Origin of the sequence: Pyrinomonas methylaliphatogenes, from assembly GCF_000820845.2 — a bacterium.
In the GTDB taxonomy this organism is placed as follows: domain Bacteria; phylum Acidobacteriota; class Blastocatellia; order Pyrinomonadales; family Pyrinomonadaceae; genus Pyrinomonas; species Pyrinomonas methylaliphatogenes.
The window spans coordinates 1-14988 of sequence record NZ_CBXV010000002.1; the positions used below are offsets into that span (position 1 = coordinate 1).

Consider the following 14988-nt stretch of genomic DNA (forward strand, 5'->3'; position numbering starts at 1 on the left):
CATGCCGACAGCCGCCAGCGCCGCCCCGGTCCGCTTCAACATCTCGCGCCGCGTCATCCTGCCTTCCATCTTCCGCTCGGGTTACGCCGTCCGCCGCGGCTAAACTGAAGTTATGGCCAACACTTCAGCTCGCGAGTGAACTGAAGTTATGGCCATAACTTCAGTTTAGCCGCGGCGGACGGCGTAACCCGAGCGGAAGATGGAAGGCAGGATGACGCGGCGCGAGATGTTGAAGCGGACCGGGGCGGCGCTGGCGGCTGTCGGCATGGGCGTTGAACGCGCGCCGGGAGCCGCTTTTGACTTCAAAAGCCAGCGACCGCCCCTAGACAAGCGGGCCTTCACGAGCGAAGCCATCGAAGCCGAGATCGCCCGGGTCAAACGCGCGATCGCCGATGAAGAGCTCGCGTGGATGTTCGAGAACTGCTTTCCGAACACGCTCGATACCACCGTCCGCTTCCGCATGCAGGACGGTCGGCCCGACACTTTCGTCATCACCGGCGACATTCCGGCCATGTGGCTGCGCGATTCGACGGCGCAGGTCTGGCCCTATCTGCCGTTTGCCAAAGATGATCCGAGACTCAAGCTGCTCCTCGCTGGCGTCATCCGCCGCCAGACGCGCTGCGTCTTGATCGACCCTTATGCCAATGCGTTCAACGATGGGCCGACGGGCGGTCCGTGGCAAAAAGACTTGACCGAGATGAAGCCGGAGCTGCACGAGCGCAAATGGGAGGTTGATTCTCTTTGCTACGTCGTGCGATTGGCTTACGGTTACTGGCGACAGACTGGCGATGCTTCCCTCTTCGACGCAGACTGGCAGCGAGCGATGCGCTTGATCGTTCGCACCTTCCGCGAGCAGCAACGCTTACACGGACCGGGCCCATACCGCTTTCAAAGAGTCACGAGTCGCGCCGCCGATACGTTGCCGCTCGACGGACTTGGCAATCCGACGCGACCGTGCGGACTGATCCACTCGGCCTTTCGCCCTTCGGATGACGCCTGCATCTATCCCCTTTTGATCCCATCCAACCTCTTCGCTGTCGTCGTCCTTCGCCAACTGAGCGAGATCTTCTCGCTGGAGACGAAGGATGCGGCGTTTGCCCGCGAATGCGCGGCTCTCGCCAGCGAGGTAGATGAAGCTGCGCGCAAGTTCGGCATCGCCCGACATCTGGGGTACGGCGCGATCTGGGCCTACGAAGTGGATGGTTTCGGCAACCGGCTCTTCATGGATGACGCCAACGTTCCGAGTCTGCTCGCCCTGCCCTATTTGGGCTACTGCGCGCGCGAAGATGCGATCTATCAAAGAACGCGCGCCTTCGTTCTCAGCGAAGATAACCCTTACTTCTTCCGCGGCGCGTTTGGTGAAGGCATCGGCGGGCCGCACGTCGGACTCAATATGATCTGGCCGCTGAGCATCATCATGCGCGCCATGACCAGCGCGGATGATGGCGAGATAAAGGCTTGCTTGCGAATGCTGAAAGCGACGCACGCCGGAACGGGCTTCATGCACGAAGCCTTTCACAAAGATGATCCGAAACGCTTCACGCGCGCGTGGTTCGCTTGGGCTAATACGCTCTTCGGCGAACTCATCCTGAAACTGTTTGCCGAAAGGCCGCAGCTATTGCGCGCTTAACGCTCGATCGGCAAGGGCTACTCGCAGAACTCCGGCCTTCCAAGCGACGGGGCGAAGCGACCGGACCGATCGGGCTAAACAAAGGAGCGGCGCCGTTATCAAGAGGTCGAGCCGATTCAAATGGGAGCGATGTCGCATCGAGGTCGCCGGGATTTCGATGTCGGATTCTTCAGCAGGAAAGGAGTCGGAAAGATGAACCTTCGTCGTAAGATCTGCAGCATCTTCTTGCTTATCGCCTTCGGCGCGGTCGCCGCAGCCCAACAACCGGCGCGCGATTTTGCCCTTCGCGATGGAGACCGCGTCGTCTTCTTCGGCGACAGCATCACCGAACAGAGGCTTTACACCACATACATCGAACACTACGTGCTCACGCGCTATCCTGACCGTCGCATAACCTTTATCAACGTCGGTTGGGGTGGCGATAAAGTCACCGGCAACGATTGTCAACCATGTGCCGGCGTTGGAGGGCTTGCGCGCATCAAACGCGATGTGATCGATCGCCGACCGACCGTCGTCACTCTGCTCTTCGGTATGAACGACGGTCAGTATAAAGACTTCGATCCGGCAATCCTCAAAGTCTATGAGGATGGATTGACGGCCATCATCCGCACGCTTAAAGCGCAGACGCAGGCGCGCATCTACGTCATGACGCCGACCGTTTATGACGGCACGCGCCGCCCCGCTTGGTCGCATACGGACCGCTATAACGAAGTGCTCGACCGCTATAGCGAAGCGGCCAAGAGGATCGCCGCGCGCGAGGGTGTGCCCATCATCGATCTACACGAAGCGACCACTGCGGCGCTCCGCGAAGCGAAACAGATCAATGCCTCTTACACCTTCGTGCCAGACGGAGTACATCCGGAAGCGGACGGCCAACTGCTGATGGCGGCGGAGATCTTGCGGGCGTGGGGCGCGCCGCCGAACGGGATGGAACTAACTAGATCCCTAACTTTGAGCGGCGACGGTTCGGCGACTCTCACCCTCAACGCGCCTCTTCCGTGGCCCAGTCCCATCCCATCGGAAGAGATGCGTCGGACGAGGCCGCTGATCGAAGAGATCGGACGGGTCCGCTTGAAGCTTAACGGTCTGCCCGCGGGCCGTTATAAGGTGCGCGTTGACGATGGGGATGCGGTGGAATATTCGGCGCAAGAGCTGGAAGGCGGCATCCCGATCAGCGCGCTCTCCAAAGAAGCGCGCGAAGCGACGGACAAGTTAGCCGGTCTGGTCAGACGCCGGGCCGATCTATTCTTCCTGCGTTGGCGACAGATAGAGGTGCCGCTCGATGGTCAATACCGAAGCGTCTCTCAAGTCCTTTCCGCCTTCGACGCTCTCGATGCCGAGATTACAGCCCAAGAGCGAACGCTCGCGCAGCCACACCAGTATCGCATCAGCATCGCACGCTTACCTTGATTCGGTGGCGCGGAGCCGAAACGGAATGGCTCCGCGCTATATTTTTGCCAGATGCTTCGACTCCGACGGCTCCTATTGTCTTCCCGGCCAGCCGATCAGCGCGATGCGGTAGGCGCGTTAAGAGAAGAGATTTCGATTCCCGCCGAAAGAACGATAGCGCTTTCTTAAAACGGTAAAGAAAACAGGGCGCTTCCGGAAGCGCCCTGTTTCAGGTAAGGGATTGAGAGGCCGGTTAGAAGTAGAACTTCAAGGCAAGTTCGACGACGCGGTGACCGCGTTTCTTGACGATCTTGCCGAAGTTATTGACGGTCGTCGGATCGAAGGTGAACCCCTTCGTCGGATCGCAGACGTTATCCGAAGTTCCACCCGTACCGTTCGGCACGCCGTTGACCCTCACGTTGCACCTGACGATCAAACGGGTGTCGATGTCGTTATCCGCGTTGTCGATGCCGAACCACTGCGGATAGGCCAGATTGAAGATGTTGAAGAACCCGGCGCGGAACTGCAACTTCTTCGTCTCCGAGATCTTGAAGTTCTTGAAGAACGAGACGTCGTGGTTCCAGCGGTGCGGGCTGCGCAGATAGAACGGTGGCACGGTCGGACCGGTCTGTCCGAAGGCCGGGATGGCGATGGCGCTCAGATCGAACATCCGATCGCCGATGCCGCTGCCGCCGTTGATCTGTGGGTTCCTCAAGAAGACGGGCGTGATCCCTCCGAGCGATTGCGGCCCTTGACCGAAGGCGTCGGTTCCGAACCAACCGATCGTCATCGCTCCGGTCGGCCCGATATCGCCCGAGAAGCGCAGACGGATCGGGATGCCGCTCGCGTAGGTCGTGATGCCGGACATCTGCCAACCGTTCAGCACGCCTCGCATGAACCAGTTATCGAACGCTCCGCGCGCGAGCTGAGGTAGGTTGTAGTTGTACGACAGGTTGAAGATGTGCGTCCTATCGAACGGCAAGACGCCCCAGCTTCGCCCGCGCATATCGATCGGATCGACCCCGTTGCCGTCCGTCTCGTTCACGCCCGTAGTACCGAGCGCTTTAGAGAACGTGTACGTCGCAAAGTAGGTCAAATTACCCGTCCGTTTGCTGAGCGTCGCCTGTAACGAGTGGTAAGCTGACGTCGCGTTATACTCGTAGTAGTTGATCGAAGTGTAGGCCGGATATGGCCTGAACTGGGCCAGCACGCTGCTTTGTCCGCCAACGGCCACCCGCTGGACGGGATCGGCGAGGTTGGCGTTGCCAACTGTGCCGCTCAGAAGTCTTCCAGGCGGAATGTAGTTGATGTTGCGGATGTCAGGCAGGTGCCGCCCGAAGGTCCCAACGTAACCGACGGTGAAGATGTTGCCAAACGGCATACGCCGTTCGAGCGTCAAGCTGGCGTTGGTTATCCTTGGGATATCGTTCGATTCGGGATTGGCCGACGACAAAGCTATCGAGCCAACCTGCGCGAACGGATTGATGTTCGGCAAATTCACGTAATTCAAGTTGAAGGCGTACCCGTCGAAGGTCGCCGAATAGGCGTTGGGCGGTTGCGTGATCGAGTAGTACTGGTAGTTACCCTGCACACGGTTGTAGAAGACGCCAGCTCCGCCCCGTATCACCATCTCGCCTTTACCGCCGATATCCCAAGCGAAGCCGAGGCGCGGCATCCAACGCGGAGATGGATTGTCCACTAACCCGGCAGGTATCTGACCTCGCGATGCGAGCAAGACGCCATTGGGCCTGCTCGGATCGTTGTTGATCAAAACCCCTGCCGAGCGGACGTAGGCGGAAGGATCAAACCTAACCGCCTTCCCTGTCAACTCTTTGTTATTCGGGAAGTAGGCGAACCTCAAGCCATATTCGAGCGTGATGTTGGGCCGCACCTTCCAGCTATCCTGAGCGAAGGCTTCGTAGTTATAGAACCGCCACTTGCCCGTCGGCGTGCGCGTTCCTTGAACGTACTGCGCTGGTCTACCGACAAGTATGTCGGCGAACTCGTTCCCGGTCGAACCGTTGCCCCACGGGGCGTAGATGAAGCGACCTTCGGCGTCACTCTGCAGGTTCTGATATTTGTTGGCCTGCTCGATGAAGACGCCGAACTTCATCGCATGCGCGCCGCTGACCTTGGTCAACGTGTCTGACAGCGAGAAGCTGGAGTTATGGGCAAACAACGGCAACCCTCCCGGCTCCCACATATCACCGGAGGTCAAACCGCCCCACGAAGTGATCAGAGCGACTGGGGCATATGGAGATTGCTGTCCAAAGGGCCCCTTGTAGTTGGAGATGCCGAGCGCACTCAAGGAGACTTTGTCCGGTTCTCGATAATCGTTATCGAGCTGAAGCTTGCTTCCGCTCAACACCGTCTCGTTGGTCATCGTCGGGCTGATGATGGCGGTGATGTTGAGCGCCGCAGAACGTCCCAAATTCGTGCCCACGACGTGGGATGGGAGCTCATAAGCGGATGGATTCCACCACAAACCGCGAGCGTAATCTTGGCTCTCGGATTCGCGTGCCAAGCGCAAGTAAGCGGTCACCTTCTCGCTCGGCTTGTAGTCGATGCGCAGGACGCCCTGCGTGCGATTGATCGGCTGTAGACCGCTGAATTGATAATTGAACCTTCCGCTCGGGTCCGTGAAGTTAGGCAACGGGTAGAGGTTGATGAGCGCCCTGCCGATTGGCGTAATCTGACTGGGATCCAAATTGAAGATCGTCCCGTTATTCTGATTCCGGAAATTCCGGCCCTGACGCTGATCCAACGTCGGAACGACATCGAACCGTGTGCCCGGGTCGACTTTCTGCCGCTGCACCTCGAAGCCGAAGAAGAAGAAGAGCTTATCACGCCAGCACTTGCCGACAGGGCCGCCCTCGCCAAGGCGCGGCAAGCAGACCGGTCCACCGAGGTTGCCGCCCGGATACTGATAAGTCTCCTTCTGTCGATCGAGGCCGAAGATGCTTCTGGATCGATCGTTCGCATTCAACCGCCAATTGCGGATATAGTCATAAACCGAGCCGTGAAATTCGCGCCCGCCGCCCTTGGTCGTCGCAGTGATTTGAATGCCGCTCGCCCCATACTCGGCGGCGTAGTTGCTCGTTTGAACCTTGACCTCCTGCACCATGTCGGGGTTCGCCGTGATGATCGTCCCGTTATTGGAACCGATGTCGATCACGCGCGACCCGTCGATCGAGATCGTGTTCTCCTCGCCGCGAAGCCCGTTGACGTTGTAACGGTTGTTAGCGTTCGCCCCCGAATTGAAGCTGATCGCTTGGAATCCCGCATCATCCGAGCTCGGAGCGACGACGCCTGGAAGGATGCGCAATAGTTCGAGCGCGCTGCGGCTGACGATCGAAAGGTTGTCGATCTGCTGTGCGGTGATCGTGTTCTCCTTCGCCCCCGTCTCGGTCTGAATCTGTTCGGCTTCCGCCGTCACAGTGACCGTCTCCGTCGGAGCGCCGACTTCGAGTTGCACGTCCACGCCGCGCGTATCGTTCGGACTGAGGCGCACCTTCTGTTGAGCAGCTTTGAAATTGGTCGCTTCGACACGCAGCGTGTAAGTGCCGGGATCGAGCGAAGCGAACGTCGTCGTCCCCTCGCCGCTCGTCTCGGCGCGCCGCTGATCGCCCGTGCGATCGCTCGTCAGGATCACCGTAGCTTTGGGCACCACGGCCCCATTTGGATCCTTGACGGTCACACGCAGCGTCGCGCTACCACTCGTCTGCGCTCGAAGGGCTGGGGCAAAAGCAAGCAAGAGCAGAAAGCCGACGAATAGACCGCACGCCGACTTGAACGGACAGCAATCGCCCCGCAGACGCCATGGAACTTTCTGATGCCTGATCATCAGCATTGTTTGTCAAAGCCTCCTGCAAAGATCGAGAGTGCGATCTCCAACTGAGAGCCGGTGAACCATCTGGCCATCAGCGACCCCGAACGGGTCGTCAAAGACACTGTCAGAACTAATTCAGCCCCAAGACAAATCGCCCGTGAAGCGAGAAAGGCGGTTGCGGAACTTCATCTTTCGTTCAGCAACGCGCTAAGCTCACACTTAATTTGTCTAACAATCAAACTATAACCGAACCCTTAACCGTCTTTTCGAGCCTCTCGGCTTCAAGCCTCGAAACTACTCTCTCCCTTGAGCTTTAGACTGAAAAACCGCTGGATTTTCGACCGAGCCCCGTAAAGCGGCGCATAGCTTATTACTGATTCGTTCGCTTGTCAATACTTTTTTTTTCAAACTTACTTTTTTCGCCCTCTCCAAAACGCTCTGGGCGCGAACAAACAGAACTAGCGCCCGCGCACGACTAGGCTCGACTCGCCCGCTGGAAGCTGCCGCCGCACGCCTCGCCAGACCAGTTCGCCCGTGACTCCCGCAGGGAGCGAGATCTTCGCGCTCAGCCGGTTCTCTTCTATTACTAAGCTGACGCGCACCGCGCCTTTCGGATGCGGAATGGTCCCGGATGCCCGCTTCAATCTGCCGAGAAAGGGGCGGATGATGACGCGCCGAAATCCTGGGGCCGCCGAATCTATGCCGAGGACCGTGCGGAAGAGTTCGTAGTTCGGGCTCGCCCCCCAGCCGTGACAATCCGAGCGCGTCGTCAGATCGGCGATCTCCGCCCAGGTCGTGAGCCCTTGAGCGATCATCTCGCGCCAGGGAGCGAGCAGATCCAAGTAGCGATCCCCTTCCCCGACCTTGTTCAGAGCGGAATGCAGGTAATGCCGGAAATAGATCGAGCACTGGACCAAGGAACGATCTTCGAGGATCTTCCGCATGAGAGCACGCGCCTCTTCGCCGCGAACCACGTCGGCCAGGATGGCCAGCGCGTTCGTCTGTTGCGAAAAGCTCGCTTTGCGCGGCGTGTCGGCGAAGAGCTGCCGTCCACTGTCCCAATAAAGCTCTCGGCTCGCGGCGCGAAGCCGTTCAGCCTTCCGTTCATACTCGTCGGCGAGCCATTTCGAGCCGAGCGCGCGTTCCATCTCGGCAGCCCAGTTGTAGGCGAGCAGAAGCTGCAAGTCGAGCAGCGCCGATGCGCCATCGTCTTCCACCGGGGGCACGCCCGCGGCCCACTCGCGCGCCCAATCGACGAAATTCCACCACGGCACGCGCCCGAGCGAGCCGTTCTCCTTCAGGCGTGCAGAGAAGAATTCGAGCACGGCGCGCACTCCCGGCAACATGCGCCGGACGAAGCCCGCATCATCTTGATAGTACCAATAATCGTGCAGCATCCCGATCCACCACAGAGAGAACGGCGGGATGTATTGCAGGGTGCGCGTCGGCGCCCGGCTCATCGTCAGACCGTCGGAAGCGCGCGAGGCGTCGATCGCTTCGATCGCGTTGCGCGCCAATCGGCCATCGCCCGCCATGTAGAATGTAACCAAAGCTTGCACGCGCGCGTCCCCCACATACTGCAACTGTTCGTAGTAAGGGCAATCCATGAAAGTCTCATGAGCGCACGCCCGCACCGTGCGCCAACCGATCTCCAGGATCTTCTGCAGTTCCGCTTCATCCGACTCGAATCGTGCGCGCTGCGCGAACGGATATCCCGTGTAGATGCCGCGCAGATCTTCGAGCACGAGCGGCTCATCTTCCGTTTCGATCTTCAACTCCAAGTAACGGTAGGCGCGCCACCAAAGCGGGCGGAACAAGCGGCCTCGCCCGCCATCGGCGATGAAGAGGTCGCGAAGACCGTGGAACTCCAGCCCTTCCACTTGATCCCTGTTCCTCTTCTCATGTTTTCCGGGCACCCACAATGCTTCCGCATATCTCAACGAAATCGTCGCGTCCTTGCCGCCGCTGACGATCAATTCCGGGTAGGCTGTAATGAGGTAGGACTGGTCCAGCAACAATTCGACCCGCGCGTGCGCCGGTATGAGCAACTGACCAGCTTGTTGCGGGAAAGAGTTTGGCGCTTCGATCCCGAGCGATCTTCGCACCCTCTGCAACCGGACCAATCTTTCTTCCATCGGCGGGATCGAACGCGGGACCAGAAGCCACGAACTCGACCCCAGTTCCCAAGCCGACCGCGTGCGATTGTCCCACGCTTCGCGCGGCAGGCCGTATTCGCCCTCTTCCGCCATCGGCCAATCCGCGTCGTCGAAATCCGGCAGCTCCCATCCCCATGGGTAGCGAGCGGCTAAAACCTGCTCGCCCGGTCCAGCCGCGTAGTATCCCATCACGTCCTGCGCGCTTACAGGCAACGGGCGATACGCCTCGTTCCGCGTGCACCGCCAAGCTCGACCGGTATCGACGATGCGCTCCGCTTCCGTATCGCCCTGCAACAGGAAACCGGTCCGGCGGCTGATCTGCGCTTCCGGCGCATACTCCGCGAAATTCCAAACCACCGCCGCCAGAACGTTTTTGCCGACACGAAGATGTGGGGCGATATCGACCGTCTCGAACCGCCAATGAAGCAGGTCGCCGCGCGCTGGCCCTGAGCTTACGCGCTTCCCATTCACATAGAGCTGATAGCGATTGTCAGCCGTCACGTGAATGACGAAGGAAGCTGGCTTCGCTTTCAATTCGAAGGTTCGTCGAAAATGATAGACACCGTAGCCGGTCGGCGAAGCGCCGGGGACCGAAATCCAGCGCGCGCTCCAACGCTTCTGCAGCAGTTCAGGATTGATGCGCAGATCGGCGTGGGCTGAAAGGTTGAAGATGAAGATCAACCAAGCGATGCCGAGCGCCCTTTTTGTCATCTATCACCTCGCCGGTCTTCCTTTTTACGCGAAGGCCGCCTAAGTCTGTCTCAACTGATCATCACCGATCAAGCTCGAGTGAAGATCTCGATCGGTTCAAACCCGTTGACCGAGCCGCCCGATCTGACCTTTCGCCGAGCCTTTGCAAAAAGACCGAATGGGTTTATAGTTACAGGCAAACACGTCCCCCGCGATCGGCGGTTGCAAGCGGAACGTGCGCTCAAGACGCCTGTTCTCACTGTGCTATCCGCCTTCCCACAGAAGGTCGGGCGAGTGAATCCCCCTGATATCGCTCGAGCGCTGTGGGGCAACAGTCAACCTTTTCAAGGAGGAGGCAGAACGATGAATCGGTTCTTTCAAGGCGGCGATCTTGAGAAATATTTGAGCTTCCGTTGTTCACAACTCATCCAGGAGATCGAAGGACTCGGCAATCACTGCCTTGTCAGCCATGATGAAAATCAATTGTCCGATCAATTGCTCTCAAGATACCTTCTCCGCGCCCCGCAACTGTTCACCGAAAAGAGGCGGGTCGATTACCGATCCGGCGAAGGTTTTCAAGCGACCGGGACGTTGACGATCAGCGTCCCTTTCGATGGGGATGCGACGCTGCTCGCCTTCGGCCTAGAACGCATTCGGACGGCGGACACGTTGCGCTGTGAGATCAGCGACCGCGAACTGCGTCTGCAAATCTTTCCGGCGAAAAGGGAGGGCAAGGAGAAGGCTTCGGCGAGCGCGATCATCGAGCAGATGCAGAGAGATCTACGCAAGCTCGAAGAGATCGCAGCTCGATACAACGACATGCTCCGGCGCGTCGTCAAATCGCACCTTGCGCGTCTCAGGCAAGACCTTAATTTCGCCAATTGGCCAGCGATCGCGCGCGCGCGACGGATCACGGCGCGGGCGATTTAAAACCGCCGCGCCATAGATGCTCAGGCCGGATGACGTCATCCGGCCTTTTTCGTTCGAGCGACGGGAGTTCGTTTCAATAGCGTAAGAAGGCTCCGATGCCGCCTTCGGCTTGCAGGCGATCGCTCGCCTCACCGTTCACCAATTCGACGCGCGCGCCTTGATCTGAGACCCTCGCCACAATCTCTTCGATTAGATCATCCACGGCGCGGAGTTTCGCCCCGCAGTAATCGCATCCTTCGCGCAGGCTGGCGAAGAGCGCCCCGCACTTTTCACAACGCGCGCCGTCAACACGCAGCGCGTTGGAATAGACGAGCCGCAGGATGCGCCCTTCCTGCAAAGCGCGCAATGTCGGCTCCAGTCCGAGCACGGCCTGCGCGTTCTTATGCGCTGCGGCGATCAGATCTTCGACCGTCTGCATCTCGCGACGCCGTTCGACATCCTCTTCGATGCGCAGCGTCTCGCGTAAGACGTCGCTCGCACTCGCTTCGATCGGCAAAGCGATCGCGGCGACGACGCGCGTTTGAAGATGCTTCGGCAGAAGATCGGTCAGTTCGCTCGTCACTTCGATCGGTCCGGCCAGTATCAGGCGATCGAACTCATACCGACGCGATAGATCATCCATCATCTCCGCCACGACTTTCAGGTGATGCTTCGCGTGTTCGTCCGCCTTCCGTTGAATGTTCATCTGCGACCGCGAATGATCGGTGCCGGTCGTCTTGATGTGGCGGACCTCGAGCTCGTTGAACGCTTCGCGTTGCTCTTCGATCTCGCCGAGGAAGACAGTGAACAGGCGCGCGCGCTCGCTATCGGTCAAGATCACGCCGTAACGTTCGTATTCATCGAACAGCTCCAGCAACGGTCGAACGTAAGGCGTCTCTTCCCAACGCGCTCCGACGCGCAAGGGGACGTTGATGGGGCGCGTCCAGAAAAGATCATCGGAGGCGTCGCAGAAGATAGCGAGGCTACGCGCATGAGCTTCGTAATCGTTGATGAAGCGCTGCACGCGCTCGCTGTCGAGGGCCAACTCCCGCTGCAGATTCTTATCGCCTTGCGCCGAGACGCTCTGCTCTATCGGACGAATGGCGTTTTTGAACTGCACCATGAAAGCGTGATTGATATTGGTCGCTTCGGCTGGCTCGACGTGAAGGAAGACGCTGAGCACGCGACTTCCAGCTTTAGCCTCGCGCATCATCAAAGCTTCGATCTCGCTTTTGCTAATCATCGCTCCACCTCCCTGATCGAAAAGAATTAAGAGTTCGCTCAGTTTTTGCGCGGTTGCATGCTCGGCGATGGCGCTTCGCTTTTAGAATGGAGTTCCCAAGCCCGATAAACGAGCGCCAATCCGGTCCACGCCATGAGCACGGCGAGCGGGATTATAAACGCCATCGGCCACAGGATGCCCAGCGCGGTCAAACCGAGCAACAGCAATCCGGCAAACAGCATGATGCGCGCCTCGGCTGGGCCGAGCGCGCGATGATCTGTGATCGCCGCCTCGACGACGTTACCGATACGCACCATGCCTGCCGCAGCGCGGCTCGTACTGCCGTGCCCGATGCGCGGACGACGTTTTTTGCGCCGCGGCGCGAGCGGCTCGACGCGCCGCCGCGCCCCCAACACGATTTCGGTCGCACTTCTCAAGTCCTCTAGATACATCTCTTCCATCCGACGGGCGAAGCTTTCGTCTTCGATGGCGACATCCAATTCCCAATTCCCGATCCAACTGGCGATGTTCAGGTTGCTCGACCCGACGCGCGCCCAACGGCCATCGGCCACGGCCGTTTTGGCGTGAATCATCGGCCCGTTCCACTCGAAGATGCGCACGCCAGCTTCGAGCAGCGGACGGTAGCCAGCGCGCGACAGCGCCCGCATCAAGACGACATCGCTCGCGCCGGGGACGAGCAAACGCACATCGACGCCATCCATCGCCGCCGAGCGCAACGCTTGCACGTACGGCGTCGTGCCGACGAAATAAGCGTCCGTCAACCAGAGCGTCCGTCGCGCGGCGGCGGCGATCAACTGGTCCAGCCGGTAAGTGCCGGCGGAATTCGGCACGCCAGCGATGACGCGCAAAGCGACGTCGCCTTCGGGCGCGATCTGCTCGCGTGCCGGCAACGTTTCGGGTGGCAGCGGGTCGCCGGTCGCCGCCCAACTCTGCGCGAACGCGAGTTCCAGATCGGCCACCGCCGGGCCGCGAATCTCAACTCCCGTGTCGCGCCACGGCTCGATGCCCTTCTCCGGATAACCGACCCAATCCTGACCGACGCACAACCCTGAGACGAAACCGATTCGCCCGTCGATGATAAGCACCTTGCGATGATCGCGGCTCAGCCAACCGAACGGGCTATCGAGCTGCGGCGGGTTGAAACAGCGCACCTCGACGCCCGCCCCTTGCAACCAACGCCAGAATTTGCGCGACGCCGCGCCGAGCGCGCCGAGCCAATCATAGATCAAACGGACGCGCACGCCCTGCGCGGCCTTTTCCATCAAAGCTTCGGCGAACTGTCGTCCAACGTCGTCTTCGTGAATGATGTAGCATTCGAAATGGACCGTGCGCGTTGCTGACGCGATCGCGTCCAACCATGCCGGATAGTTTTCGGCGGCATCTTTGAGCAGACGGACGCGATTGCCCGTGACGAGCGGCGCACCTGCGGCGCGCGAAAAGGCTTGCTCGGCGAGCGTGCGAACGGGCGAGACCGACTCGTAGCTGGCCCGCCCAGGCAACCAAACCCTCGTTCTGCTTCGACGCACTCTCTCCTGAGGCAACTCCTCGAAAATTTCGAGACTCGGTCTCGATGACCGAGCCTCGAATTTCGCTGATTCTAACTCAAGAACGAAGCTGACGTTGAGCCCGGAACGGCTCCGGCCTTCGCCAAAGTCCTGGCGTCATTCGAGCGGAATGGGCGGAGCCTCGCTACCACGCAACTCTAAACCGAGCAAGCGCGCGATCGTTGGCCCAATCCTCGTCATGTTGATCTCATCGATCCTCCCGCGACGCGCGAGGCCTGCACCCGCGATGATGAGCGAAGCGCGATAATCGGGCAACGTCGGCAAGTAACCGTGCGTTCCGCGATTCAGACTAGGCGTAATGGTTTCACCTGTGAGTCCGCCGCCGAAGGCGTAACCTTCCGCCGCCTCGAGCGCGAACGCGGCGCGCGGATTTGTGCCCAAACGTTCCAGCTCGCTTCTATCGATGATGCGCAAGATGCCCTGCTGTTCGTAAGGGCGGAAAGCTTCGCGCGCACGCCTCAAGGCTTCCTGATCTTGATCGTCGCGCAGGATGATCGCGCACGATCCGCCCGAAATGTAAGGCAAAGCGCGCCACTCGATTATCCGCCGCCGCCCGTCGGCATCTGGCGCGATTTTCACCAATCCAGCTTGTTCGAGCACGATTAGCGGATTGAAGGTCCTTGAAATCGCCATAAAACCATGATCGCTGACGATGAAGACCGCCGTCTCCGAAAGCAGACCGGCGCGTTCAACGGCAGCCAGCAAACGCCCGATATAGCCGTCAACCTTTTCGAGAGTGGTGAAAGCTTGTGACGTGAATGGCCCGTAGCTGTGCTCGAAATGATCGAGATCGAAAAGATGAACCAACATCAACTGCGGGCGTTTGTGCGCGATGATGTACTCGGCAAAGCGCGTGCGCATGTCGTCGCCTTCGTCGGGCGTAAGGTTCTTGAAAAGTTCCGGATCGGCACGCTCGACCTCTTCAACTAATCCGCGCGGGCGCGCGTATTCACGCACCGTGTCGCGCGATTCGAAGGGGCTTTTGCCCGGACTCCAGATCTCCGGCACGTTCCAGTCGCCCGCGCCCGTCGAAACTGGCCACGAGACCAATCCGACGCTCAGACCACGTCGCGCCGCGGCATCCCAAAGGGTATCCGCTTTGATGTCGCGCGCGAACCAGAACCAACTACCCGTCGGCTTCATCGGCGGCGGCTCGAAGAGCGTGTTGTTGACGATGCCGTGACGCGCTGGCGTCGCGCCCGTCACGATCGTCGTATGCGATGGATAGGTGACCGACGGATAAACGCCGATGACCGGAGCCACCACGCCTTCGCGCATCAAGCGGCGCAAGGTTGGGATCTTCAAGCCATACTCATCGGCGCGGAGAAGATAGCGCGCATCGAGTCCATCGATCGAGATGACGAGCGCGCGTTTCGCCTTCGGCGCGGAATTCTGCGGTCCAAGATTGCGTGCCGCTGGAGCGATCGAAAAAAGAGCCGCGACGATCGAAGCGAGAAGGACCGCCGCGGCAAACTGCACCGACAGAATTTTACGCATCATCCAGTCCCTCGTTGAAATGGATTTCCGAGAAATCGCCCGAGGTTAATCCGCAGACCGCAGGGGCGAAGGGCTCCGAA

The 14988-nt window shown here is 59.6% G+C and carries 8 protein-coding genes; 3 read left to right on the forward strand and 5 right to left on the reverse strand.

Going from position 1 to position 14988, the window contains the following annotated elements:
• Positions 1–199: 199 nt before the first annotated feature.
• Together PYK22_RS01685 and PYK22_RS01690 are read left to right on the forward strand one after the other, a co-directional pair.
• On the forward strand, positions 200–1630 hold the full coding sequence (locus PYK22_RS01685; protein ID WP_211197582.1) for a glycoside hydrolase family 125 protein: 1431 nt from the start codon (positions 200–202) through the stop codon (positions 1628–1630).
• A gap of 192 nt (positions 1631–1822) precedes the next feature.
• Complete coding sequence (locus tag PYK22_RS01690; RefSeq protein ID WP_157770613.1) at positions 1823–3040, forward strand: SGNH/GDSL hydrolase family protein; 1218 nt, start codon at positions 1823–1825, stop codon at positions 3038–3040.
• A 232-nt stretch (positions 3041–3272) separates the two neighbouring features.
• Here PYK22_RS01690 and PYK22_RS01695 read toward each other — a convergent pair whose 3' ends face one another.
• Positions 3273–6863 carry a TonB-dependent receptor gene (locus PYK22_RS01695; protein WP_162199771.1) on the reverse strand — a complete coding sequence of 1197 codons (3591 nt, stop codon included), beginning with the start codon at positions 6861–6863 and terminating at the stop codon, positions 3273–3275.
• 443 nt (positions 6864–7306) lie between these two features.
• The gene (locus PYK22_RS01700) at positions 7307–9715 is read right to left on the reverse strand and encodes an alpha-L-rhamnosidase-related protein (RefSeq protein ID WP_041973765.1); all 2409 of its coding nucleotides are present in this window, start codon (positions 9713–9715) and stop codon (positions 7307–7309) included.
• 342 nt (positions 9716–10057) lie between these two features.
• Here PYK22_RS01700 and PYK22_RS01705 point away from each other — a divergent pair, with 342 nt between their 5' ends.
• Entirely contained in the window at positions 10058–10624 is a 567-nt protein-coding gene (locus PYK22_RS01705) for a hypothetical protein (protein ID WP_041973767.1), read from the forward strand.
• A 73-nt stretch (positions 10625–10697) separates the two neighbouring features.
• Here the strand turns inward: PYK22_RS01705 and PYK22_RS01710 are convergent, their stop codons facing one another.
• The 3 genes from PYK22_RS01710 to PYK22_RS01720 form a co-directional block, all read right to left on the reverse strand.
• Positions 10698–11846, reverse strand: coding sequence for a baeRF10 domain-containing protein (locus tag PYK22_RS01710; protein WP_041973770.1), 1149 nt, complete (start codon positions 11844–11846; stop codon positions 10698–10700).
• Positions 11847–11884: 38 nt separating this feature from the next.
• On the reverse strand, positions 11885–13387 hold the full coding sequence (locus tag PYK22_RS01715; RefSeq protein ID WP_211197583.1) for a phospholipase D-like domain-containing protein: 1503 nt from the start codon (positions 13385–13387) through the stop codon (positions 11885–11887).
• Between the two features lie 120 nt (positions 13388–13507).
• Positions 13508–14908, reverse strand: a complete 1401-nt coding sequence (locus PYK22_RS01720) for an alkaline phosphatase family protein (RefSeq protein WP_162199772.1) — start codon at positions 14906–14908, stop codon at positions 13508–13510.
• Between the last annotated feature and the right edge of the window lie 80 nt (positions 14909–14988).

Bases quoted from the DNA above. Each gene is read 5' to 3' on its own strand.
- PYK22_RS01685 (WP_211197582.1), top strand. From the start codon at position 200: ATGGAAGGCAGGATGACGCGGCGCGAGATGTTGAAGCGGACCGGGGCG.
- PYK22_RS01690 (WP_157770613.1), top strand. From the start codon at position 1,823: ATGAACCTTCGTCGTAAGATCTGCAGCATCTTCTTGCTTATCGCCTTC.
- PYK22_RS01695 (WP_162199771.1), bottom strand. From the start codon at position 6,863: ATGATCAGGCATCAGAAAGTTCCATGGCGTCTGCGGGGCGATTGCTGT.
- PYK22_RS01700 (WP_041973765.1), bottom strand. From the start codon at position 9,715: ATGACAAAAAGGGCGCTCGGCATCGCTTGGTTGATCTTCATCTTCAAC.
- PYK22_RS01705 (WP_041973767.1), top strand. From the start codon at position 10,058: ATGAATCGGTTCTTTCAAGGCGGCGATCTTGAGAAATATTTGAGCTTC.
- PYK22_RS01710 (WP_041973770.1), bottom strand. From the start codon at position 11,846: ATGATTAGCAAAAGCGAGATCGAAGCTTTGATGATGCGCGAGGCTAAA.
- PYK22_RS01720 (WP_162199772.1), bottom strand. From the start codon at position 14,908: ATGCGTAAAATTCTGTCGGTGCAGTTTGCCGCGGCGGTCCTTCTCGCT.